Origin of the sequence: Aquimarina spongiae (assembly GCF_900141785.1) — a bacterium.
GTDB lineage: Bacteria > Bacteroidota > Bacteroidia > Flavobacteriales > Flavobacteriaceae > Aquimarina > Aquimarina spongiae.
In genome coordinates this window covers 120,708-145,114 of sequence record NZ_FQYP01000010.1, presented here as the reverse complement: position 1 = coordinate 145,114, position 24,407 = coordinate 120,708, and the positions used below count along the sequence as shown (strand labels likewise).

The 24,407-nt window shown below is 35.9% G+C and carries 27 protein-coding genes; 18 read left to right on the top strand and 9 right to left on the bottom strand.

The window, feature by feature from the left end:
- Positions 1 to 112 precede the first annotated feature (112 nt).
- Positions 113 to 751 (top strand): hypothetical protein, encoded by a 639-nt coding sequence (locus BUE24_RS20780; RefSeq protein ID WP_073320633.1) that lies wholly within the window; start codon positions 113 to 115, stop codon positions 749 to 751.
- A gap of 74 nt (positions 752 to 825) precedes the next feature.
- Here the strand turns inward: BUE24_RS20780 and BUE24_RS20775 are convergent, their stop codons facing one another.
- Positions 826 to 1,176 carry a DUF6249 domain-containing protein gene (locus BUE24_RS20775; protein WP_073320630.1) on the bottom strand — a complete coding sequence of 117 codons (351 nt, stop codon included), beginning with the start codon at positions 1,174 to 1,176 and terminating at the stop codon, positions 826 to 828.
- Positions 1,177 to 1,326: 150 nt separating this feature from the next.
- Between BUE24_RS20775 and BUE24_RS20770 the strand changes: the two genes are divergently transcribed.
- From BUE24_RS20770 to BUE24_RS20740, 7 genes are all read left to right on the top strand, one after another.
- A complete protein-coding gene (locus tag BUE24_RS20770) occupies positions 1,327 to 1,914 on the top strand; it encodes an RNA polymerase sigma factor (RefSeq protein WP_073320627.1) in 588 nt (195 codons plus the stop codon).
- Positions 1,898 to 2,299 carry a hypothetical protein gene (locus tag BUE24_RS20765; RefSeq protein ID WP_073320624.1) on the top strand — a complete coding sequence of 134 codons (402 nt, stop codon included), beginning with the start codon at positions 1,898 to 1,900 and terminating at the stop codon, positions 2,297 to 2,299. Before BUE24_RS20770 ends, BUE24_RS20765 begins: the two co-directional genes overlap by 17 nt.
- Positions 2,300 to 2,394: 95 nt before the next feature.
- Positions 2,395 to 3,723 carry a flavin-containing monooxygenase gene (locus tag BUE24_RS20760; RefSeq protein WP_073320621.1) on the top strand — a complete coding sequence of 443 codons (1,329 nt, stop codon included), beginning with the start codon at positions 2,395 to 2,397 and terminating at the stop codon, positions 3,721 to 3,723.
- Positions 3,724 to 4,416 carry a peptidoglycan DD-metalloendopeptidase family protein gene (locus tag BUE24_RS20755; RefSeq protein WP_073320618.1) on the top strand — a complete coding sequence of 231 codons (693 nt, stop codon included), beginning with the start codon at positions 3,724 to 3,726 and terminating at the stop codon, positions 4,414 to 4,416.
- Positions 4,417 to 4,766: 350 nt separating this feature from the next.
- Positions 4,767 to 5,405 (top strand): hypothetical protein, encoded by a 639-nt coding sequence (locus BUE24_RS20750; RefSeq protein WP_139242074.1) that lies wholly within the window; start codon positions 4,767 to 4,769, stop codon positions 5,403 to 5,405.
- A 175-nt stretch (positions 5,406 to 5,580) separates the two neighbouring features.
- Entirely contained in the window at positions 5,581 to 5,919 is a 339-nt protein-coding gene (locus tag BUE24_RS20745; protein WP_073320612.1) for a PadR family transcriptional regulator, read from the top strand.
- Complete coding sequence (locus BUE24_RS20740) at positions 5,916 to 6,524, top strand: hypothetical protein (protein WP_073320608.1); 609 nt, start codon at positions 5,916 to 5,918, stop codon at positions 6,522 to 6,524. The genes BUE24_RS20745 and BUE24_RS20740 overlap by 4 nt, the downstream gene beginning before the upstream one ends.
- 70 nt (positions 6,525 to 6,594) lie before the next feature.
- Here the strand turns inward: BUE24_RS20740 and secA are convergent, their stop codons facing one another.
- The 4 genes from secA to BUE24_RS24095 all read right to left on the bottom strand — a co-directional run bounded on the left by secA (position 6,595) and on the right by BUE24_RS24095 (position 11,302).
- Complete coding sequence (secA, locus tag BUE24_RS20735; protein ID WP_073320605.1) at positions 6,595 to 9,951, bottom strand: preprotein translocase subunit SecA; 3,357 nt, start codon at positions 9,949 to 9,951, stop codon at positions 6,595 to 6,597.
- A gap of 230 nt (positions 9,952 to 10,181) precedes the next feature.
- Positions 10,182 to 10,403 carry a DUF2795 domain-containing protein gene (locus BUE24_RS20730; RefSeq protein ID WP_008272287.1) on the bottom strand — a complete coding sequence of 74 codons (222 nt, stop codon included), beginning with the start codon at positions 10,401 to 10,403 and terminating at the stop codon, positions 10,182 to 10,184.
- Between the two features lie 138 nt (positions 10,404 to 10,541).
- Entirely contained in the window at positions 10,542 to 11,117 is a 576-nt protein-coding gene (locus BUE24_RS20725) for a cob(I)yrinic acid a,c-diamide adenosyltransferase (protein WP_073320601.1), read from the bottom strand.
- 14 nt (positions 11,118 to 11,131) lie between these two features.
- Positions 11,132 to 11,302 (bottom strand): hypothetical protein, encoded by a 171-nt coding sequence (locus BUE24_RS24095; protein ID WP_170864647.1) that lies wholly within the window; start codon positions 11,300 to 11,302, stop codon positions 11,132 to 11,134.
- Between the two features lie 106 nt (positions 11,303 to 11,408).
- On the opposite strand from BUE24_RS24095, the gene recR reads away from it, so the two are divergent.
- From recR to BUE24_RS20675, 10 genes are all read left to right on the top strand, one after another.
- The gene (recR, locus tag BUE24_RS20720) at positions 11,409 to 12,029 is read left to right on the top strand and encodes a recombination mediator RecR (RefSeq protein ID WP_073320598.1); all 621 of its coding nucleotides are present in this window, start codon (positions 11,409 to 11,411) and stop codon (positions 12,027 to 12,029) included.
- A 23-nt stretch (positions 12,030 to 12,052) separates the two neighbouring features.
- Positions 12,053 to 13,180, top strand: a complete 1,128-nt coding sequence (locus BUE24_RS20715) for a glycosyltransferase (protein ID WP_073320595.1) — start codon at positions 12,053 to 12,055, stop codon at positions 13,178 to 13,180.
- A gap of 90 nt (positions 13,181 to 13,270) precedes the next feature.
- On the top strand, positions 13,271 to 14,620 hold the full coding sequence (locus tag BUE24_RS20710; RefSeq protein ID WP_073320592.1) for a dihydrolipoamide acetyltransferase family protein: 1,350 nt from the start codon (positions 13,271 to 13,273) through the stop codon (positions 14,618 to 14,620).
- A 176-nt stretch (positions 14,621 to 14,796) separates the two neighbouring features.
- Complete coding sequence (locus BUE24_RS20705) at positions 14,797 to 15,648, top strand: ABC transporter ATP-binding protein (protein WP_073320589.1); 852 nt, start codon at positions 14,797 to 14,799, stop codon at positions 15,646 to 15,648.
- The gene (locus tag BUE24_RS20700; RefSeq protein ID WP_073320586.1) at positions 15,635 to 16,387 is read left to right on the top strand and encodes a hypothetical protein; all 753 of its coding nucleotides are present in this window, start codon (positions 15,635 to 15,637) and stop codon (positions 16,385 to 16,387) included. The genes BUE24_RS20705 and BUE24_RS20700 overlap by 14 nt, the downstream gene beginning before the upstream one ends.
- A gap of 2 nt (positions 16,388 to 16,389) precedes the next feature.
- Positions 16,390 to 16,770 (top strand): GntR family transcriptional regulator, encoded by a 381-nt coding sequence (locus BUE24_RS20695; protein ID WP_073320583.1) that lies wholly within the window; start codon positions 16,390 to 16,392, stop codon positions 16,768 to 16,770.
- Positions 16,757 to 17,302 carry a GIN domain-containing protein gene (locus BUE24_RS20690; protein ID WP_073320580.1) on the top strand — a complete coding sequence of 182 codons (546 nt, stop codon included), beginning with the start codon at positions 16,757 to 16,759 and terminating at the stop codon, positions 17,300 to 17,302. Before BUE24_RS20695 ends, BUE24_RS20690 begins: the two co-directional genes overlap by 14 nt.
- 92 nt (positions 17,303 to 17,394) lie before the next feature.
- A complete protein-coding gene (locus BUE24_RS20685) occupies positions 17,395 to 18,072 on the top strand; it encodes a DUF4386 domain-containing protein (RefSeq protein ID WP_073320576.1) in 678 nt (225 codons plus the stop codon).
- A gap of 51 nt (positions 18,073 to 18,123) precedes the next feature.
- Entirely contained in the window at positions 18,124 to 18,795 is a 672-nt protein-coding gene (locus BUE24_RS20680; protein ID WP_073320573.1) for a DUF4395 domain-containing protein, read from the top strand.
- A 2-nt stretch (positions 18,796 to 18,797) separates the two neighbouring features.
- Entirely contained in the window at positions 18,798 to 20,306 is a 1,509-nt protein-coding gene (locus tag BUE24_RS20675; RefSeq protein WP_073320570.1) for an aminotransferase class V-fold PLP-dependent enzyme, read from the top strand.
- 30 nt (positions 20,307 to 20,336) lie between these two features.
- Here BUE24_RS20675 and BUE24_RS20670 read toward each other — a convergent pair whose 3' ends face one another.
- The 4 genes from BUE24_RS20670 to BUE24_RS20655 are packed head-to-tail and all read right to left on the bottom strand — an operon-like array spanning position 20,337 to position 24,325.
- Positions 20,337 to 21,497, bottom strand: coding sequence for a metal ABC transporter permease (locus tag BUE24_RS20670; RefSeq protein WP_073320567.1), 1,161 nt, complete (start codon positions 21,495 to 21,497; stop codon positions 20,337 to 20,339).
- A complete protein-coding gene (locus BUE24_RS20665) occupies positions 21,490 to 22,620 on the bottom strand; it encodes a metal ABC transporter permease (protein WP_073320564.1) in 1,131 nt (376 codons plus the stop codon). Before BUE24_RS20665 ends, BUE24_RS20670 begins: the two co-directional genes overlap by 8 nt.
- Positions 22,621 to 22,673: 53 nt before the next feature.
- Positions 22,674 to 23,411: a metal ABC transporter ATP-binding protein gene (locus BUE24_RS20660; RefSeq protein WP_073320561.1), complete on the bottom strand. Its 738-nt coding sequence runs from the start codon at positions 23,409 to 23,411 to the stop codon at positions 22,674 to 22,676.
- Entirely contained in the window at positions 23,411 to 24,325 is a 915-nt protein-coding gene (locus BUE24_RS20655) for a metal ABC transporter solute-binding protein, Zn/Mn family (RefSeq protein ID WP_425290171.1), read from the bottom strand. Before BUE24_RS20655 ends, BUE24_RS20660 begins: the two co-directional genes overlap by 1 nt.
- Between the last annotated feature and the right edge of the window lie 82 nt (positions 24,326 to 24,407).

Below are 24,407 nucleotides of genomic sequence, written 5' to 3'. Positions count from 1 at the left end.
TTTGATCTAAAAGTCTGTTTTTTAGTTTGTTTAGCCATATTTAAGTAATATCATTGTATGGTAAACCCGTAACAGGGGGAGGACAAAGCATTATTCAAAAACCCTAGATAAGATGAAATTAATACCATGTATTTTTAGTTTATTTCTATTCTTAAATAGTTATGCAAACATTAGTGATGGCGATCTTAAAGTAGAGAAAGATGGTCTAGTTGTGGTTGTATTGGATTTTGAAGAAGGAGATAAAATCAAATTGTTTGAGATTGAGACTGGAGAACATATTCTTTCTAAAACCCATAGTGAGATCGATTTAAGTCAACTACCAATAGGATCTTACCTTTTAGAAAACAATGAAGGACAATCTGTTGTAATTGATAGAATGGAAGAAGAGTTAAAGGTGGATGGAGCTATCAATGCAATTCACAATGATTTTTTATTAGAAAGAGATAGTGCTCGAGCTATGGTTCCTGCGGAGATTGATGTTGAGCAGGAGTACATGCATTACTACGATAACGCAGAAACCAATCTTTTAGCGATTACAAGAGAGGGCGATGTTATTACCGTACAGGATTTCGAAGAAGGAGACAAAATAAAATTATTTGAAGTAAAAAATACAGTTCACGTTTTAACAAAAACAACAAACTTTGTAGACCTTAGCCAATTACCAGCTGGTGTTTACGTACTAGAAAACGACAGAGGTGATTCTGTAGTTGTAGAAAAGTTTGTGGATAAAGATCAAGTAGCAGAAATGTAGGAAATGCTATATAAAATGTGTAAAGCCTATCCAAGCGGATAGGCTTTTTTGTTTGTGATCTAAGGGTATTGTTTTTATTTCTCTAGATTTTTAGTCATGTTGAAACCTACGAATAATCCAACACCTGCCATTAAGAAAATAGTTCCGGGATATGCAACTTCACGATTTAGACCAATTACTTGATGCAAGAGTCCCGCGATAAAAATACCTGAACCTATACCCATTAATAGTAATGAGAAATTCAAGATAAACACTTTCCAAAAAGGTGTTACTCTTTTTTCTTTACTACTGTAGAAGATAGAGGCGTCTGCTCCTTTCTCAATCAATGCCATTCTTTCTTTATTTCTGGCAGCTATAAAGAGGTAGAATATTCCAAAAATGCAACCAAAAATTGATAATGGTATTAATGCTTCAATAAAACTCATAATGTTGATTTTAAAATTTAGATTACTGTTCGTTTTTTCATTATGACGGGCAAATGTTTGGAGCGGTTACAAAAAAAGTGAAATAAAAATTATTACCTTTTTTGAGTATTAGGTGTAACCGTAGTTAAATGAATGTCGTCTCATAGATAAATGAACCATCAACCAGACCAATATTATATCCAAAAAGTGCTAGAAGGCGATATAAACGCGTTTTCGATACTGGTAGAACGATATCAGAATTTGGTGTATACTGTGGTGTATAGGGTGGTTAAAAATAAGGAACAGGCAGAAGAAGTGGCTCAGGACACCTTTGTCAAAGCGTATGAGTCTTTAGCTAAGTATAGAGGAGAAGCTAAATTTTCGACTTGGTTATATACGATAGCCTATCGAAAAAGCCTGGATTTGGTGAAATCGAATAAGAGATTAATAACTTCAGAATTGATAGAGGAGATTAATGAAGGAGATATAGAACTGGTTACTGATGCATTGAGCTATTTACAAGAACAAGAACGAAAAAAAATCATAGCAGAGAGTATCTTAAAACTACCACAAGAAACGGCAGTATTAGTAACACTTTATTATTTTGAAGAAAAGAATATAAAGGAAATAGCTGATATTGTGGGGTTAACAGCAGATAATGTAAAAATAAAACTGTTTCGTAGTAGAAAAAAGTTATATTCGATACTGAAACATTATGTTTTACCAGAAATAAGCAATAAAAATGGAAGAGCAATTTAATGACGTAAAACGTTTAGTAAAAGAGGCAGGAATAGAACGTCCCTCGTCGGGTTTCTCTATCAATGTGATGCGTGATATTAAAAGGTTGAATGCACAGGAGCCTATCGTCTATACACCTCTTATTTCTAAAAGAGCCTGGTTTTGGATAGGAACATTAATTTTTGGTTTGGTTTTGAGTCTTGCATTTTTAACTGATAACAATACATCGATTTTGGATAAGATAGATCTTTCTTCTTTACAACTAAAGGGGAAGTTGATAAATAACCCTTTTAAAGACTTTACACTTTATAAGACCACCTTGTATGGGATTTTGTTCTTCTCCATATTATTTTTTGTACAAATCCCAATTCTAAAAAGAAGAATAGATAAGAGTTTTTCTTTATAGTTCGACTGTATATATACAACTAATCTTTTAAAAGATTTTTTAAACTCCGTTACATTCTCTATTTTACATACCCTAATTAATTATTATACATTGGTATGCAAAAAAGGGTCTGTATAATAGGGGCTGGTCCAAGTGGGATCACGACACTCAAAAATTTGATTGACAAAGGACTATCTGTGGTTTGTTATGATCAGAACAAAGAAGTAGGAGGTAACTGGATTTATTCTGAAGATGAAAGCCACTCCAGTGTTTTCGAGACCACTCATATTATTAGCTCTAAAACATTATCACAATATGAGGATTATACTTTTGACGATTTTGATAAAACGGTGGCCGATTATCCATCGCATGATGAGTTAAGGAGGTATTTTCAAGCCTATGCTCGCTATTTTGACCTCTATCCTCATATCGAATTTGGAACTAGCGTACTACATTGCGATAAAAAAGGAGATAATGAATGGCATGTTACTATCAAACAACATAATCAAGAGCGTGTAGAAGTATTTACCGATTTGGTAGCCTGTAACGGCCATCATTCTGTGCCTAGAATGCCGGAGTATCCAGGGAATTTTAGCGGTTCCTTTATGCATTCGCATCACTACAAAAAAGCGTCACCATTTGCAGGAAAAAGAGTGTTAGTTATTGGAGGAGGGAATTCTGCTTGTGATGTAGCCGTAGAAACCAGTCGAGTGAGTGAGAAAACAAGTATAAGTTGGAGAAGGGGGTATCGTATTATTCCAAAATTCTTTTTTGGGTTACCCTCGGACATCGTGGGCGCAAGATCTGCCTGGTTGCCTGTAAAAATAAGAAGTTGGCTTAACGATCGATTACTGAACCTTCTTATAGGAAAAAATAAATTATATGGGCTACAGGAGGTAAAAACTAAATTTGGAGAAACTCATCCTACCATTAATGATGAGTTATTGTACAAAATAAGACATGGTAAAGTTCATCCTAAAGTAGATATAGAATGTTTGGATGATAATACTGTGCATTTTAAAGATGGTACCAAGGAAGATTTTGACGTAATTATTGCGTGTACGGGTTTTGTTTTGAAGCATTCCTTCTTTAAGGATTCTTTTGTCGATTATAGTGATGGTCCAGTGCCTTTATATCTCAAAATGTTTCACCCAAAACATCATGATTTGTTCTTTGTGGGGATGTTTCAGCCGTTAGGTTGTATTTGGCCGGGATCAGAGTTGCAAAGTAAGATTTTGGCAAACTATTTGACTGGGGAGTGGAAGATGCCTCAAAATATTGAGAAGTTATGTGAGCGAGAAGTTACCCATCCACATTACAGGCAAATTAATACACCAAGACATACCATTACTGTGGATTATCATGATTTCAGAAAGGCGTTATTGAAACAACTTCCTAAAAATTGGATATCCAAAGAACCTAAAACCATTTCAAAAAGTGCTTAAATGAACAGTACAACGTTTAAAGATTTTTTAGGTCAATTGACCGATAATTTTGTTCCTGTAGTATCTTCCGTATTTTCAAAAGATGATTATTTAGCCATAGACCTGTCCGAGTCCAATAAAGAGCTGGATGCCATAGATGTTTCATCATCATCAGCATTTGATGATTATATTGTAGATTTTCTAAAACAACATAATGCTCAGGTAGCTTATGGTGGATATTTGGAAGTGCGATCAATGTATCGTCGAAGCACTCATTTTAACCAGCAAGATCCTGTAACCGAGAGAAATATTCATTTGGGATTAGATGTTTGGTGTGATGCGGGTACAGAAATTTTGGCTCCAATTCCAGGAAGAATACATAGCTACAAAAACAATAAGAATTATGGGGATTACGGTCCTACTATTATTTTGGAACATAATTATCCCGAAATAACTTTTTATACCTTATATGGTCATCTTAGTGTGGCTTCGTTGGATCATATTGCCATTGGTCAGGAGGTTCGAGCAGGTGATGTTATTGCCAGATTAGGCGATGCATCTGTAAATGGAGATTATGCTCCGCATTTACATTTTCAGATTATGAAAGATCTGGAAGGAAACTCTGGAGATTATCCAGGAGTATCCAGTAAAAGTGAATTATCTAGGTATCAAAACAATTGCCCTGATCCTAATCTACTACTTAAAATTAGGTGAAAAACACCTCAGAATTATCACATTTGGAACCATTTTGTTTAATTATACAAGTATGATTAGGCTGTCTTATGTGTACATAATCGATAAAACTATGTGGATATGAACTAGTTTTAAGTGCTTGATTTAGTGTGTTTTGTGTATTTGATCTAGTTTATTGTGTTTTTTAGCGACACTTACAATATGTAAATATTTGAAAATCAAATATTTAAATATATTTTTATTCTTTTTTGGTATTTTGACGAAAATACGGCGTATTTGATCTAAAAACTTGATTTCTAGTTGGTAACACAATTATTTCGCTGTATCCTTGTATGGTAAAACCGTAGTTTCTTAACTACAAAGCCCCAAAAATGATGAAAACGATTACACTATTATTCAGTTTATTTTTATCTCTTGTTTGTATTGCTAAAGATGACAATGGTCTTGTTGTAAAGCAGGATGGTTTGGTTGTTGAAGTAATGGATTTCGAAGAAGGAGATAAATTAAAGTTATTCGAAGTTGAAACTGGAGATCATATCTTATCAAAGTCTTATTCTCATATCGATTTAAGTCAGTTGCCAGTAGGTTCTTATATTTTGGAGAACAGTCAAGGTCAATCTGTAGTTATCGACCGTTTAGAAGAAGAGTTAATGATCGAAGGAGCTGTTTTTGCTCAGGATGAAAATTTTGAGGTAGAAGATAGTATGATGGCTGATGCAGGAGAGAGCACAGATGTTGAAGAAGGGTTTATCAAGAATTATGTAGATACTAATCAAAATCTACTAGACATCCATAGAGATGGAGATATTGTTACTGTATTAAACTTTGAAGAAGGAGATAAATTAAAGTTGTTTGAAGTAAAAGATACAGTGCACGTTTTATCAAAAACTACCAATGTTATCGATTTAAGTTTATTACCAGTTGGAGTTTACTTATTAGAAAATAACAACGGTGATTCAGTAATCGTTGAAAAGTTTATCGAAACTCAGAACAACCTTAGCGAACTATAAGAAAATTCATCAGGGGAGTTTTACAACTCAAACAAAAATATAAAAGAAGCGGATCCAATTTGGATCCGCTTCTTTTTTTATGATAGGCTGATGAAATCGTTGTTTCTGAATGAGGTATTTTCAAATTTAAATACATAGAATTATGATGTATTGTTTTTTTATGTATATTTGATCTATGTATTCAAAAGAACTTTTAAAAGGAACCCTTTCGGTAATTGTATTAAATATCCTTGCTGAAAATGGACGTATGTACGGCTATGAGATTTTTCAGAAAGTAAAGGAGTTGTCTGATGGCAAAATTTTGCTTAAGGATGGTTCGTTGTATCCTGCATTACAAAAGATGAAAAAAGAGGGCTTGTTGACTTGCGAGGAAGTATATATCGGCAAAAGAATTCGGAAATATTACTTGCTCACCAAAAAAGGAAAAGAGGAAAAAGTACATTATTTGGAAGAGTTGCAAGATTTTATAGCAACCATAAGCAAAGTTATTAACCCGCAGTTAAAGATTTCATGAGACTTACTGATGAACAGGAACGCAAGATTATTGAAGTTCTAGATAAAGATGGGTTAAAAATAAAGTCTTTGAGTGATGATATTTTGGATCATCTATGTTGTGTAGTAGAAATCCGAATAAAGAAAGGAGAACCTTTTGAAATGGCTTTGCAAAAGGCTTTGATGGAGTTAGCTCCTAATGGCCTAAATGAGATCGAACAAAAAACAATTTTTTTATTAAACTATAAACGAATACTTATGATGAAAAGACTTATGTATCTAATTGGTTTTGTAGGAGCATTTACGCTTACAGGAGGTATTACTTTCAAAGTGTTGCACTACCCTTATGCTAATATGCTATTTACAGTAGGATTTCTGTTATTGCTTTTTGTATTTCTGCCTTTATATACTTTTGATAAATTCAAGTTGGCAATAGCTCGTTCTTTGTCAGAACGACTAAAGATCATTATGGGCTGTGTTTCAGGAACTGTGATAGGTTTGTCTGGATTGTTTAAATTCTTACATTGGCAAGGGGCTAGTGTCCTTTTGTTGGCGGGGGCGTTTATATTTGCTACGGGATATTTGCCTTTTTTGTTTTTTACTATGTACAAAAAATCCGTGTCATAAATCAGTTCAAAAAACATAAAAAAAACCTGCAGTTCTTACTGCAGGTTTTTTTATAAAGTTTTGTAACTTCTTATTCGTTGATCAATACCCATTCTCCTTTTTCGATCAGAGGAATGGCTTGCTTATACTTCAAGGTTTTATTTTCACCACTCATTACGTGCTTAATGGTAACTCTATCGTTACGACCAATTTTAGGTTGCTCTCTTACAATAGTCTCTGTTACTTGTGGTTGTTGTTGTGTTTGACCAGCAGCTCTATTCATAGCGGCACGCTCATCCATATTTGGAATCTCTTCTTTGCTGGTTTCCAGATTTTCTTTTCTTCTTACCTGGCGAGCTTCAGAGATGTCTTGCGTATTACCAGTAGGCAATTCTCCTTTGAATAAGAAAGAAATCACATCTTTATTTACTTCTTCGATCATTGCTTTAAACAACTCAAAAGCTTCGAATTTGTAAATCAACAACGGATCTTTTTGTTCGTGAACGGCAAGCTGTACACTTTGTTTTAGTTCATCCATTTTACGAAGATGAGTTTTCCAGGCATCATCGATAATGGCTAGTGTGATGTTCTTTTCAAAATCAGTGATCAGCTGTTTCCCTTCAGAATCATAGGCTTTTTTAAGATCTGTAGCAACGTTCAGACTCTTTACCCCATCTGTAAACGGTACAAGGATTCTTTCGTAATTGCTAGAAGGGTCTTCATAGACTTGTTTGATCACTGGAAATGCAGTTTCTGCATTACGCTTCATTTTGTCCTGATAGTGATCATAAGCTGCTTTGTATACTTGTCCTGCAATTTTTTGAGCATCCATTTTTTCAAACTCTTCTGCAGAGATAGGACTACTCATAGAGAAATAACGTATCAACTCAAACTCAAAGTTTTTGAAATCCTGAGCGTTCTTGTTGGATTCGGTGATCACTTCGGCAGTGTCATAGATCATATTAGCAATATCTACACGCAAACGTTCTCCAAATAGTGCATGATATCTACGTTTGTATACCACTTCTCTTTGTGCGTTCATTACATCATCATATTCCAAGAGTCTTTTACGAACACCAAAGTTGTTTTCTTCTACTTTTTTCTGAGCTCTCTCGATAGATTTTGTGATCATAGAGTGTTGGATTACTTCTCCTTCTTCTAATCCCATTCTATCCATCATTTTGGCGATACGCTCAGAACCAAATAAACGCATAAGGTTATCTTCTAGCGATACGTAGAACTGTGAGCTACCCGGATCTCCCTGACGTCCAGAACGACCTCTTAACTGACGATCTACACGTCTTGAATCATGGCGCTCTGTACCGATTATTGCAAGTCCACCAGCAGATTTTACCGCATCAGAAAGCTTGATATCGGTACCCCTACCAGCCATATTGGTAGCTATAGTAACCATACCTTGTTTACCTGCTTCGGCAACAATATCTGCTTCTTTTTTATGCAATTTCGCGTTCAGTACATTATGTGGAACCTTTCTGATGGTAAGCATTCTACTTAATAACTCAGAAATTTCTACAGACGTTGTACCGATTAATACAGGTCTACCTGCGTGAGACAATTCGGTTACCTGTTCGATAACGGCATTGTATTTTTCGCGTTTTGTTTTATATACTAAATCTTCTCGATCATATCGTGCTATAGGTCGGTTGGTTGGGATTTCTACCACATCTAATTTATAGATTTCCCAAAGCTCACCTGCTTCGGTAACCGCAGTACCGGTCATACCTGATAACTTTCGATACATTCTGAAGTAGTTCTGCAAAGTAACCGTAGCAAAGGTCTGCGTAGCATCCTCGATCTTTACATTTTCTTTAGCTTCAATCGCCTGGTGCAAACCATCGCTATAACGACGACCATCCATAATACGTCCAGTCTGTTCGTCAACGATCTTTACCTTATTATCCATTACCACATACTCCACATCTTTTTCGAATAATGAATATGCTTTTAATAATTGCCTTAAGGTGTGAATACGTTCACTTTTTACGCTATAATCTCTAAAAAGATCTTCTTTCTTTTCTGCCTCTTCTTCCTTAGATAATCCTAATTCTTCAATTTTGGCGATTTCCATACCAATTTGAGGAAGTACGAAGAAATCTGGGTTTTCTTTTCCAGAAAGATATTCGACACCTTTGTCGGTAAGATCTATTTGATTGTTCTTCTCTTCGATTACATAATACAGGTCGGCATCAATCTTATGCATCTCACGATTGTTATCCTGCATGTAGAAGTTTTCTGTTTTTTGAAGCAGTTGTTTTACTCCTTCTTCACTCAAAAACTTAATTAAGGCTTTGTTTTTTGGAATACCTCTATATACCTGTAGTAATTTAAAACCACCTTCTTTGTTATCTCCTTCTTTGATTAGCTTCTTAGCTTCAGCAAGAACAGTGGTCAAATATTTTTGTTGAACAGCAACAATATCTGCAACCTTTGGTTTTAGCTGATCAAACTCATGGATATCCCCTTTTGGTATTGGGCCGGAAATAATCAATGGGGTACGTGCATCATCAATCAAAACAGAATCTACCTCGTCAATGATGGCATAGTTATGTGGACGTTGTACCAAATCTTCAGGAGCATGAGACATATTATCACGCAAATAATCAAAACCAAATTCGTTATTGGTACCGTAAGTAATATCTGCGTTATAAGCTGCTCTACGTTCCGTCGAATTAGGTCTGTGATTATCGATACAATCTACAGTAAGTCCATGAAACTGAAATATAGGAGCCATCCATTCGCTATCACGACGAGCCAGGTAATCATTTACGGTTACCAGGTGTACTCCATTTCCAGAAAGTGCATTAAGATATACCGGTAGGGTTGCTACCAAAGTTTTACCCTCACCTGTCTGCATTTCTGCAATTTTACCTTCGTGCATAGCAATACCACCTATAAGCTGAACATCATAATGGATCATATCCCATTTCACCTCTTTACCAGCAGCATCCCAGCTTGTAGACCAAATTGCTTTGTCATTATCTAGTGTGATGTAATCTTTTGTTCCAGAAAGTTCTCTATCGTAGGTAGAAGCACTTACTTCTATGGTTTCATTATTAGCAAAACGCTTTGCCGTTTCTTTAACGACAGCATAGGCTTCAGGTAGAATGTCATTTAATGCATTTTCTGTAGCTTCGTAAGCATCGTCCTTTAGCTTGTCGATTTCTGCGTAGATATCTTCTTTTTTGTCGATGTCTTCTTCAGTATTTGCCTCTTCCTGAAGTTTTTCAATTTTAGATTGAATATCTTTTCTGGCATCATCAATCTGTTTTTTGAATGCTTCTGTTTTTGCACGCAGTTCATCATGTGATAATCCTTCAAGTCCTTTTTCAGCTTTTTTGATCAATTCAACTTTTGGCTGAATCTCTTTAATATCTTTTTTGGATTTATCTCCTACAAATACTTTTAATACAGAATCTAAAATTCCCATAATTTATGGTTATATGTTTATTGAGATGTTTGTTTTAAACACAACTGGTTGGAAGGTCCAACTGTTCGGGTCATTCGAGTCAAGTCCCAGATCTCGGGATTAGCGAAATTATCTCACGACCAATCAGGTCAAATTATACAATATTTTTACGATCAAAAATCGTAATCTAAGTGGCGTAATTTACGCAAAAAAAAAGCCTCTTGCGAGACTTTTATAACTATTTCATTTTTTTAATATTCATCCTCATTCCAAAGATAATCTTCGTCTGTAGGATAATCGGGCCATATCTCTTCTATCGAATCATAAGAATCTCCTTCATCTTCAATCGCTTGCAAATTCTCCACAACTTCCAAAGGTGCTCCAGTACGAATTGCGTAATCAATTAATTCGTCTTTTGTAGCTGGCCAAGGTGCATCACTCAGATAGGATGCTAGTTCTAAAGTCCAATACATAGGTTTACTGGTTTAATTTTCTGCAAAAATAATTTTTTAGTTTAAAAAGTCAAGTAAAAAATTAATTATTTAAACAATAATTATAAGAACGTGATTTTCTGGGGTTTCCCCTTATTAATTTTGCAGCTATTTTTAATTTTAAGAATTCTTGCTAGGAATCCATTTTATTTCTTCTGCTTTCAAATCGTGGGACAACTTTCGTGCCAGTACAAAAAGATAGTCAGATAGTCGGTTTAAATATTGTAAGGTAGTGCCTTCAAAAGGCTCTAATTCATATAGTGCAGTAGCCAAACGTTCTGCTCTACGGCATACACAGCGGGCTATATGACAGAATGACACAGTTTGATGCCCTCCTGGTAGTACAAAATGTGTCATTGGCGGTAAAGCTTCATTCATTCGATCCATTTCATTTTCTAATAATTCGATGTCTTCATCGGCTATGGTAGGGATGTTCAATCGTTTTTTACCACTTTTTAGCATTGCTTTTTCAGGATCTGTAGCCAACACAGCGCCAACGGTGAAAAGTTTGTCCTGTATAGTAACCAAAACTTGTTTGCTAAGCTCATCGATATCTTGATCTCTGATCAATCCAATATGAGAATTCAATTCGTCGACCGTTCCATAGCTGTCGATTCGAATATGATGCTTAGGGACTCGCGTGCCTCCAAAAAGGGCGGTAGTGCCTTTGTCCCCTGTTTTTGTGTATATTTTCATATGAAATTAGTTTCTTATTGCTCTTTTTCTTTCTTTTTGAAGTAATTTTTTTTGAAATTTCGTTTATCACGATCATACAGTTTGCGCTTATTGTTCTTGGTATTCCAAGATACGATTGCAAATAAAACGGCAATCCCAATGACCATCAAGATAAGCTGAGTTTCTCCCGAAAGTGAATCAAACATTGTTTTTCTTTTAAGGTAAAAGTAGAAAAATGCTTTTAATTGAAGCTTATAAACAATCAGTATTTAAGAAGGAATATGCATTAAAAAATGCTAAATTTGTTGCGCTATGGAATTCTCTTCAAAATTATTGGAAAACGCAGTATACGAAATGTCTCAATTGCCAGGTATCGGGAAACGAACGGCTTTGAGATTAGTACTTCATTTATTAAGGCAACCAGAGGCTCAAACAGAACATTTAACCTTGGCGTTGGGTCAATTAAGAAAAGAAATCAAGTTCTGTAAAAAATGCCATAGTATTAGTGATGTAGAAATCTGTGATATTTGTAGTAATCCTAGTCGAGAAAAGGAACTTGTTTGTGTGGTAGAAGATATTCGAGATGTTATGGCTATCGAAAGCACGGGGCAATACAGAGGTTTGTATCATGTGTTGGGAGGGAAAATAAGCCCGTTGGATGGTATTGGTCCTCAAGATTTGAAAATTAGCTCTTTGGTAGAAAAAGTGAAATCAGGAGAAATTAAAGAACTCATTTTTGCGCTTAGCGCCACTATGGAAGGGGATACAACAAATTTTTATATCTATAGACAACTGGAAGGGCTAGAAGTGAAAATATCCACGATCGCTCGGGGTATTGGAGTTAATGATGAGTTAGAGTATGCAGACGAAGTTACTTTGGGTAGAAGTATCATGAATAGAATTCCTTTTGAAAACGCCCTGAAGAATTCCTAACTTGTTACAGAAAAGTAAGTAACCTGAGACTATCGGTAATCATAGTAAATTATAATGTGCAATATTTCTTAGAACAATGTCTATTGAGTCTAAGAGAAGTAATCGTTGCAGAAGATTCTGAAGTCATAGTTGTCGACAACAATTCTACAGATGATAGTTGTCAAATGATTCGAGATAAGTTTCCTGAAGTATTATTGCTGGAAAACAATAGCAACCTTGGGTTGGCCAAAGCAAACAATAAAGGAGTCGGTGTTTCTAGTGGAAGATTTCTGTGTTTTCTCAATCCGGATACTATTATTCCGGACAATGTATTTCCAAATCTTTTGAAAAAGGCAACACAACTACCACATGTTGGGTTAGTAGGCCCCAGATTAATCAGTGGTAAGGGGAACTTTCTTCGGGAAAGTAAACGTAATATCCCTGCACCGCTAACCTCATTAAAAAGACTTTTAGGAATTCGTACGCGATTTGTAAAAAGCTATTTTGCCGATCATATTCAAGAAAGAGAGATAGGAAGAGTCGATGTTTTGGATAGTGCATTTATGCTGATCAAAAAAGATCATTATCTATCAGTTGGTGGTTTTGATGATGATTACTTTTTATATGGTGAAGACCTGGATTTGTCCTATAGAGTTAAGAAAATGGGATTACTTAATTATTATTTAGGTAACATTACGGCTTTGCATTATAAAGGAGAAAGTGTTGATCGTAATGCTGACTTGGTAATGATTTTCTACGGAGCCATGCGATTGTTTTACAGCAAACATTTTAGGAGTAATCGCGTTCTTGATTTTATGGTTTCTGTGGGAATAAGAATGGTATCTTTTATACATTCATTTAAAGATTTTAAGAAGAATAGAAGAGAAGTAACACAGTATTATTTGATTTCAGAAAATGAAGTATTGAGTACCAATATTGCATCAAAATTGAATACTGAATTGGTAAGAGTTTCTACAATAGAGAGAGAAGATTTGGGAGATAAGAATATCGAGATTATCTTTGATGGCGATTTTATGTCTTATCTTGAGATTATTAAACAAATGGAATTGTTGAATAAACAAAATGTCACTTTCAAAATACGACCAGCAGATTGTGACTATATTTTGGGGAGTGATTTTAGTGATGGAAAGGGAGAAGTGATCACATTTTAAATAAACTTTAATATAGAAAAACTAATTTTAAAGCTTTATTTTAATTAAATTCGCAAAAAATATAACATTTAAACACTTTGGATTAAGAATATGGCAAAATTTGAGCTAAAACTTCCAAAAATGGGTGAAAGTGTTGCAGAAGCAACAATAACAACTTGGTTAAAAGAAGTTGGAGATACTATCGAACTGGATGATGCTGTGGTAGAAATCGCAACAGACAAGGTAGATAGTGAAGTGCCTAGTGAGGTAGAAGGTGTACTAGTTGAGAAACTATTTGATGTGGACGATGTAGTACAGGTAGGTCAAACTATTGCCGTTATCGAAACTGAAGGAGCGGATGTTCCTGATTCTGGATCGTCGACTGCGGTAGAAGAGGCGCCTGCTGAAGTTCCTGCAGAAGCGGCTGTTATCGAAACTCAGATGGCTGAAACTGCAGAAGCAGTTAGTGCTACTGCAACTGACTTCTCAGAAGGGAGTAAGTTTTATTCTCCTTTAGTTAAAAATATCGCAACTGCAGAAGGAATATCTCTAGCAGAACTTGAGGCGTTGCAAGGCACAGGAAAAGATGGTCGAGTTACCAAAAATGATATTTTGCAATTTGTAGAGGATCGCAAAAATGGTAAGGTAGCACCAGCTGTAGCTGTACCTGCAAAAGTGGCTGCAGAGAAATCTGCGGCAACACCAGTTAAAAAAGCAGAAACTCCAAAGGCAGCACCTGTGGTGGCTTCGGGAGAAGATGAAATTATAGAAATGACACGTATGGGTAAACTAATTGCCCATCATATGGTAGAATCTGTACAAACTTCTGCACACGTACAATCGTTTATCGAGGCAGATGTAACCAATATCTGGAACTGGAGAAAGAAGGTGAAGGGGGATTTTATGAAGCGAGAAGGAGAGAACCTTACATTTACTCCGATCTTCATGGAGGCTGTGGCAAAAGCCTTGAAAGACTTCCCAATGATGAATATATCTGTATCAGGAGATAGTATTATTAAAAAGAAAAATATCAATTTAGGAATGGCAGCGGCATTGCCTGATGGGAATTTGATTGTACCTGTGATTAAAAATGCAGATCAATTGAATCTTGTGGGAATGACTAAGGCTGTTAATGATTTGGCGGGTAGAGCTCGTGATAATAAGTTAAAGCCAGATGATATTCAAGATGGTACCTATACGGTGACTAATGTTGGAACTTTTGGTAGTATTATGGGTACACCAATCATTAATCAGCCGCAGGTAGGGATACTTGCTCTTGGAGCAATTCGCAAAGTTCCTGCGGTAATCGAGACTCCAGAAGGAGATTTTATTGGTATTCGATACAAAATGTTCTTATCGCATTCGTATGATCACAGAGTGGTGAATGGGGCTTTAGGAGGACAGTTTGTGCAACGAGTAAAAGATTACTTAGAAGCTTTTGATAGTAATAGAGAGATCTAAAAAGATCAATCTTTGAAAATAATGGCAACCCTGCAGTTTTCTACTGCGGGGTTTGTTTTTTCTTGGAGTAATATCTGCTAATACTCAATCGAGCAATATGTAAAAATCAAAAAAATTTGGTCAATTCAAATAACTTGTTTAGTTTTGAGGTGTACTAGATAACTAATACACTAGATATGATTCAAATTAGAGGCCTGGGATTTCAATATCCAAAAGGAAGAACAATTCTTAATGATATTTCATTAGATTTTACTCCTGGTAACATCTACGGGGTGTTTGGTGAAAATGGAGAAGGGAAAAGTACACTTATTAAGTTGATGGCAGGTTTGTTGTTTCCGAAAATAGGGTATTGCCAAATTTCTAGTCAGGATATTTCAAGAAGAAGCATTGAGAACCTACAAGAGATTTTTTTGGTCCCTGAAGATTTCGAATTACCCGCTTTGAGCATTGATAGTTTTGAAAAAATAAATGCTCCTTTTTATCCTAAATTCTCTAGAGATCAATTCTACCAATTGATTCAGGAGTTTAAGCTTTTTCCTAAAGAAAAACTGTCAGCATTGTCATTTGGGCAAAAGAAAAAAGTACTCATTGCTTTTGGTATTGCAGCCAATACCAATTTATTGCTTATGGATGAACCTACTAATGGATTAGATATCCCTTCAAAAAGTCAGTTTAGGAGGATTATGGCTTCCGCAGTGGATCAGGGGAAATGTATAGTGATTTCAACTCATCAAGTTAGAGATTTGCATAGCCTGATTAATCATGTGGTGATTCTGGGGCAATCAAAAGTAATATTCGATCAATCGTTTTCTTCCGTTTCCGAAAAATTATGGTTTGGCAGACCAAAACAACAAATGATGGATGAAGTTTTATATGCCGAACCTACTTTTGGTGGTAGAGCAGTGTTGAAACGAGAAAATTTTGAAGAAACGGAGGTTGATCTTGAATTGTTGTTTAACGCTGTAGTTAGTAATCCAGACAAAATCAATACAGTAATAAAAAGTACACATTACGATGCAAAAGCTTAGTGCAAAAAGAATAGCAGGACTTATTTATAGGAGCGTGATATTGCTACGTGGAGCAATAATTACAGCCTTACTTGTTGCAGGTGGACTTGTTTTTGTAGGAACATTGATAAGTGTACGAGGAGATTTTATGGTAAAGCCTGATGAGTTCATTTCTATGTTTTCTATTTTGTTTTTGGTATTAGGTCTCTTGTTCACTTTTTCGATTTTTAGAGAAATTCAAGGAGATAAAACAAATCACTTCTACTTTTTGCTGCCAGCTACTGCTTTAGAAAAAGTATTGGCCTCATGGTTGCTTTCCAATGTGATGTACATTGTTGTATTTAGTGTTTTTGCTTTTGTTGTTGGGCAATTGGGAATTGCTTTGTGTAGTGTTTTTCCTAGTACAGATTTGCATGTTTTGCCCATTTTTTCGGATACATATTGGTGTTTGGTAAAGTTTTATTTTTTCGTTCAACCTGCATTTTTACTGGGAGCGTTAACGTTTACAAAAAATAGGATCGGTAAAACCTTGCTCGCTGCATTAGTGGTAGTTTTTGGCGTATTTATTTACAATATGATATTGTGTTTTTGGTTCACTGGAGGAGCTTTTGATGTGTTTAGCTCTGATCCTTTTTCTACAGAAGGGTTTTCGTTAGCACAAACAGACTTATCAGGGATCGGAGGATTTCTTTTTAGTTTAGTTTTTGGACCTATGATGCTTTTAGCGACCTATTTTAAAATAACCGAAAAGGAGGCTTGATCATGGATTTTGATAACGGTAAACCAATATACTTACAAATTGTGGATTTCTTTTATGAGAATATTCTGATCCGCAAATGGCAGGAAAACGAAAGGATTCCTTCGGTAAGAGAGGTTGCTGTTATGGTAGAGGTAAATCCAAATACTGCAAGTCGGGCATTTACACATTTACAAGAACTAGAAGTGATTTATAATAAAAGAGGAATCGGATATTTTGTCTCAGAAAAAGGGTACCATACTGTGCTCGAAATCAAGAAAAAAGAATTTATAGGGGTACGACTTCCGGATATGTTTAAAGAAATGATGTTGCTTGATGTAGAGTTTGAAGAAGTGAAGAATTCTTATGACCAATATGTTAAAAATGTAAGTGATGAAAAAAAGTAATTTGGTATTAATAATTGCAGTGGTACTGCTAGCTTTTTTCTTTTTTGCTTTTCAGAAGATCATGCATGATTATATTGATAAAGTAGATCGAAGTAAAGTGAATCTTGCTATTAAAGAGGAAGTAAGGGATGTTTCAGCATTCAAGAACATCTACAATGAAGAAGGAGCTTATATCTATTTTATTCAGGATAGTATTACCCAACTCAAGATTAAAGCACCAGAAAACCTGTTGCCTTTTTTAAAAGTTAAAATATCTGGAGATACACTAAGAATAGAGAACGCCAAAGAAATACGAAAGCGGGATAGTGTACAGATTTTTATTCATAATTCCGTATTGGATGGAGTCGTAATGCATTCAGGAACTACTTTTGAAACTTTGGGACAAGTATCTGGGAAAGATCTTAATCTTCTGTTTAGTAACAAAAGTTATGGTGCGTTGGATTTATCTTATGAATCGGTAAAGAGCAAAGCGAAGTCTGGAGCTAAGGTCAATATCAAAGGGAATTCCAATCAAGTAGACTTTTCTAATTAATCAATTTAAATCATGAAGCATATGTAAATAGTACAAATTACATCATCAATCATCATCAATCAATTTCAATCATTAATCAAAAAACGAACATTATGAATTTCAATCCTAAAACAGGGATGGTCCTGGGATACCTATTTCTATTTCAGTTTGTATTAGGAGTATTGATTAACTTCTATTTACTGGGACCAGTTATTTTTGACAACGACTTTTTAACCCTTACTGCTTCTCATGAAACGGAGATTGTCACAGCCACTTTATTGGCAGTTTTGTTAGGTTGCATAAGTCTTTGGATAGCTATTACCTTAAAGCCATTTTTTGATACCTATAGCCGCAGGTTAGGAATGCTTTATCTGGTGCTCACCGTGGTGAGTTTTGCAGCTACTCTTATCGATAATACAGTATTGTTATCTTTATTGTCTATCAGTAGTGACTATGTTGAAGCTGACATCGCTAGCCAAGCTTACTTAAAGAGCTCTGGAGCATTATTTCTGGAGGTACGAGGTTGGATTCATATGATGGATATGTTGGTAGGCGGACTTTCTGTTATGGTCTTGTATTATGGGTTCTGTAAAACCAGTCTTATTCCTTCACTATTTTCCATCTTAGGATGTCTTGCAGCAATAACCATGCTATCAAACGTGCTTTGGTCTTTGTATGATAGTGGTCTTATGATATTATATCTCCCTATAGGACTGTTGCAAATCGCTATTTCTTTTTGGCTTATTATCAAAGGGTTTAATCTTGAAAAATTAATCTCTATCGAGAGATAAGACATCAATCATCATCAATCAATTTCAATCATTAATCAAAAAACGAACAAAATGCATACAATTAACAAAACCATTCAATTTGGTGAATTTGTAGATGGGTACACCATACCCGTATTAAATGAACGAGAAATAAGAGCGGCTGCAGGCATTCTCTTTTTGATCATGTTTATCTCGATACTTATCGTAGTTTTTACGGGGGACTTTACTATGCTTAAATACGCGGTGACTATTTTTCTAACAGATATTATGATTAGGGTATTGATCAATCCAAGGTTTTCACCATTCTTAATACTGGGTCGGATGATTGTTCGCAATCAAGTGCCAGAATATGTGGGGGCACCGCAAAAGAAATTTGCCTGGAAAATAGGTTTAGTACTATCCAGTATCATATTTGTATTATCAAATGTGGTCAATTCATATGGACCAGTTACTGCACTGATTTGTTTGATCTGCCTGGTGTTTTTGTTTTGGGAAACCGCTTTTGGTATTTGTCTGGGCTGTAAGTTTTATGCAAGATTCTATAAGGATAAAGTACAGTATTGTCCGGGTGAAGTTTGTGAACGAAAAGACAGGCAAGATATACAAAAGACAACGGTGGCTCAGCGCATGATCTTTTTTGGATTTATAGCCTATATTGTGCTTATGGTATTCCTGCTTCGGGATATTTATGCCGAAGATCCAGCCAATTTATGGGATATTATTAATGGTAGAGTAGAGGAATAACCATGCAAGATTATTTTTTGAAATATCAGAATCAGATTATTGGTCAGCATCAATATATCAAAACACCTTATCATGATTCGATACGGGTGTTGTATGCAGATTGGACAGCTAGTGGTCGAATGTATCGACCTATCGAAGAACGTATGCTCAAAGATTTTTATCCCTTTGTGGCCAATACACATACGGATACGAATTATACAGGATCGGCAATGACGTATGCGTATCACAAAGCACAGCAAATCATTAAGCAACATGTAAATGCCTCATCTCGGGATGTACTGATATCTTCAAATTCGGGGATGACGGGAGTGGTTAATAAGTTGCAGCGAATACTGGGGCTTAGGGTTCATGAATCGTATCAAGATCAAGTTAAATATGAAGAAGAGGATAAACCAGTAGTATTTGTTTCTCATATGGAGCACCACTCTAATCAAACCTCTTGGTTAGAAACTACTGCAGATGTTGTTGTGGTTCCTCCAGATAAAAAGGGGTTGGTATCTATTCGTAATTTTGAAATTGAAATCCAGAAGTATCAGCATCGTAAAATGAAAATAGTAGCGATTACGTCCTGTTCCAATGTGACTGGAATTATTACCCCCTATCAGGAAATAGCTGAACTCATACATCAATACAACGGCTTATGCTTTGTGGATTTTGCCTGTGCCGCACCTTATATTGAGATGGATATGCACGAAGATGATAGAAAAGGGCGATATCTTGATGCTATTTATTTTTCAGGACATAAATTTTTGGGAGGGCCAGGAACAACAGGAATCTTAGTGTTCAACAGTAAAATGTATCATAATAAGATACCCGACATTTCAGGTGGAGGTACAGTTTCCTGGACTAATCCTTGGGGAGAACATCGATATTTGAAGGCTATCGAATCCAGAGAAGATGGAGGGACACCAGCTTTTTTGCAAACTATCAAGGTAGCCATGTGTATGCGATTGAAAGAAGAAATGGGAGTAGGTAACATACAAAAAAGAGAACATGAAATTCTTCAAATGATTTGGGAGTCTCTATCAAATATCTCGAATTTACATATTCTGGCAGGAGAGCATCAGCAAAGGTTGGGTGTAATTTCTTTTTATATCGAAGATCTTCATCATAATCTGGGAGTCAAAATACTCAATGATCGATTTGGAATACAAACTAGAGGGGGCTGCTCTTGTGCGGGTACCTATGGGCATTATCTGCTTGGTGTTACGCCGCAGAGGTCCAAAGAAATCACAGATCAGATTGATAAAGGAGATAATGCTGATAAACCAGGTTGGATCCGAATGTCTATTCATCCTACTCATAGCAACAAGGAAGTCGTATTTATTTTGGATGCATTGCAGCAATTAGCAAAATACCATAAGATATGGAGCAAGGATTATGATATAGATCTGTCAAAAGGAACCATTTCACATACAAATACGGTTTCAGCTTTAGAAATGAAATGGGGAATAGATCAAAGTTTTACAGCAAGATTTTTAAAAAAGCCTGAATCTTTTGGGGTTTGGTAATAGAATGATCAGAAGAAGATCACAGGAACCTTACCCTCTAAATAGGAAGAAGTCGTCCTTCATATTTTCAATTTCAGAATTTTTATTGGTTACGATATAGTTAATTGCTTTTGTAGTGAAATCTTTACCTTTTTTGGTAAGAGAAACGATATCGTTATCAATAGTAATCATATTGTTTTTGAGAGCCAAATCCAATACAGATTTTGATTGAACCTTCTGCCAATTAATATGTTCGTTGAGGTGTTTTACATGTCTTTCTTCAACTTCCTTATGGTTTCCCAAGTGTAGAAGGAAGGTAAGCAGAGACACCTCAATGCGCTGTTGTCTTTGTCGATAAAGAACAGAGAACAAACCTCGACCTGGAGCAAATAAGTAGGCGATTAAAAATACCAGGCCTAATACGGTGGTCATCGATCCTGAAATAGAAGCATCCAAAGCGTGAGCTACCCAGTAACCTGTTATTGCGCTTCCTACACCAAATACAACAGCCAAAACCAACATCTTTTTCAGGTCATTGGTCAATAAATAAGCGGTGGCAGCTGGGGCAATCATAAGGGCAATCACCAATATGGCGCCTACAGCATCAAATGCTCCCACTGTAGTGATAGAAGAAACCGTCATCAGTCCATAATGCATAACTGCTGGTGATAGGCCTAAAGCAGAAGCTAAACCAGCATCAAACGTGCTTACTTTCAATTCTTTGAAAAAAGCAAAAAGTAAACCAAGTGTGATTAATAAAATAGATCCTATGATCCATAGAGATTTTGGGCCTAGATCAATATCATTAAACCCTAATCTATCAAACGGAGCAAAAGCGAGTTCTCCCAATAAAACGGCATCTACATCCAAATGAATATCGTTGGCATTTTGAGCGATCAAAATAATACCTATACTAAATAGTACAGGGAACACCAATCCAATCGCCGTGTCTTCTTTTACCAGTCCAGTTTTTTGAATAAACTCTACCAATACCACCGTAAGTACGCCACTAGCTGCGGCCAAAATAATAAGAAGAGGAGATGACAGATCGTGCGTAATAAAAAAACCAATCACAATACCAGGAAGAATGGAGTGGCTAATAGCATCGGTAATTAATGCCATTTTGCGTAATACCAAAAAGGTTCCTGGTATAGCACAAGCGATAGCTACCACACTTGCAATCAACTGTATTTCAATTTGTGCACTACTCATCTTCTTCTTTGATTAATTGATTGTATAAATTTGCTGCAGTGTGGTATCCTGTTTCCGTCATTGACCACATGGGACCATCAATTTTTACATAATCTTTGTCTTCTAGTTTTTGCAACGATTTTCTGGTAAATCCCTGAAAATTATTTAAGATTTTGATTGCATGTGGATGAGATATATCTTCATGAGTACTGGCAATATTGTACATAAATGATAGGGTCTTATGCAATTGCAAGTCATTTCTGTTTTTTCTAAACCGTATTTCTCGAAATAGTAAACCACGTCCCGGAGAAAAGATAAAAGAAAATAAAACGAATACCCCTGCAACAAGTACAATAACAGGTCCTGTAGATAGATTGTTATGACTTGCACTTATCGCAGTTCCTAAAACTCCAGAGGATGCGCCAAAGAGCGCTGCCAAAAACACCATTTTTCCCAAATTATTGGTCCATTGCCTGGCTGCAGCTGCCGGAGCCAATAGCATAGCACTCATTAAGACAACACCCACGGTTTGTAATCCTAATACGATAGCAACCACAATAAAAGTAGTAATCAGAATATCAAGAAATTTGGTGTTAAAACCAAGAGTTTTGGTATAATCTGGATCAAAAAGTAACAATTTTAGTTCTTTCCAAAACAGTAACACGATAACTAGACTTATACCAGTAACTATTACCATTAACCAAACATCACTTTCTAAAAGTGTAGCGGCTTGGCCAAATAGGTAACTTTCTAATCCTGCCTGATTTGCATTAGGTTGCTTTTGAATATAGGTAAGCAACAGCATACCAAAACCAAAGAACAAGGAAAGGATAAGTCCAAGAGCAGTATCTGATTTGAGATGAGTTTTTTGAGTAATCCCACGAATCCAAAAAGTTCCGATAAGACCGCTGATCAGTGCGCCTAATAAAAAAATGGAACTGCTTTTTACTCCAATAATTAAAAAAGCAATGGCAATCCCAGGAAGAGCAGCATGAGAAATAGCATCACCCAGCAAGCTTTGTTTTCTCAGTACGGCAAAACTCCCTAACATACCACAAATAGCACCAAGCACCGCCGTACCCAAGGTAATTGTGCGAAGGGTATAGTCATCGAAAACTAATGCTATGTATTCTCTTAAATCCATGACTTAGGAAATAATGTCTGTAAACTTATATGTGGTATTGATATATGCATAGCTTATTGATTGACCGCTACTTTGTAATTAATACCGTAAGTTTTTGTGAGATTGTCATCATTAAAAATATCTTTCACTGGTCCAGTAGCAATTTTTTTAACGTTCAAAAAAGTAACCCAATCAAAGTATTCTGGAACAGTCTGTAAGTCGTGGTGCACTACAATCACTGTTTTGCCTGCTTTTCTCAGTTCTTTTAGGATATTGATGATTGCCTTTTCGGTAGTAGCATCTACTCCTTGAAACGGCTCATCCATAAAGTAAATGGAAGCGTTTTGCACCAAAGCTCTTGCTAAAAAAATTCGTTGTTGTTGTCCTCCAGATAATTGACTTATTTGTCGATTTTTGAAGGCTAACATTCCCACTTTTTCTAAAGCTTCTAGAGCGGCTTTCTTTTGTTTAGCACCTGGGCGTTTGATCCATCCCAGGCTTCCGTAGGTACCCATCATCACCACATCTAGTGCAGTAGTGGGAAAATCCCAATCTACACTCCCTTTTTGAGGGACATAAGCGACCAAAGAACGCTGTTTGTCGTAGGTTTTTCCGTAAATATTAACACTTCCGGCTATGGGTTTAATAATATTTAAAATGGATTTGATCAAAGTTGATTTGCCTGCACCATTCGGGCCTACTATTGCCATTAAGACACCTTCTGGTATGGCTAGATCGATGTCCCACAACACAGGTTTGTAGTTGTAGGCTACCGTAAGGTCATCTATTTGAATAGCAATTTTTTCTTCCATTACTTCAATGCATTTATGATGGTGTTTACGTTGTATTCAAACATCCCTATGTATGTGCCTTCTTTTGTTCCTGGATTTCCTAACGCATCAGAAAATAAGGTTCCGCCTATGGCTACTTCATGATCTTTGGATCGCACTGCTGCCTGTAAAGCCTCTATAGTTCTTTTAGGAACAGAACTTTCTACAAAAATGGCCTTGATTTCTTTTTCAATAATAAAATTCGCCAATTTCTGCACATCCTGAACACCCGCTTCTGTAGCGGTGGATAATCCTTGTAATCCTACAACCTCAAAATCATAGGCCTGACCAAAATAATTAAAGGCATCATGGGCAGTGACTAATATTCGTTTTTCTTTGGGTAAAGTAGTGATAGTCGAATTTAGCTTCTTTTCAAGTTCGTTTAATTTTTCTAGGTATATTTTTCCGTTTGTTTCAAATGTTGTAGCATTTTTTGGATCAGCAGAAGATAGTTGTTGTACTACATATTGGCTGATGATTTTCCAGTTTTCGATACTAAACCAAATATGAGGATCATAATTAGAAGCGAAGTAATCAGAACCAATTAACGTATTTTTATCAAGTTTCTCGGCAACGGGAATGGTTTTAATATCCTGATTTTCCATCTTTTCAAAAACTTCTACCAGTTTTCCTTCTAGATGTAATCCATTGTAGAATATAACATCAGCATTTACCAACTTACTCACATCCCCTTCGCTGGCTTTGTATAAGTGAGGATCTACACCGCTTCCCATTAACCCTACTACTTCTATAGCATCTCCTCCAATATTATGAAGTAGATCTGTGATCATAGAGGTAGTTGTTACCACATTTACTTTTTGGTTTTCTTGTTTTACTTCTTTTTTGCAAGAAAAGAAAACTGTGGAAAAGATAAATAAAAGTGTTAGTTTCTTAATCATTGTTCTCAATCAATAAATGAATTAAATTATATTTTATTTGGGGAGTAGGTCGTACGTATTTGGATATTCTTTTTAAGAA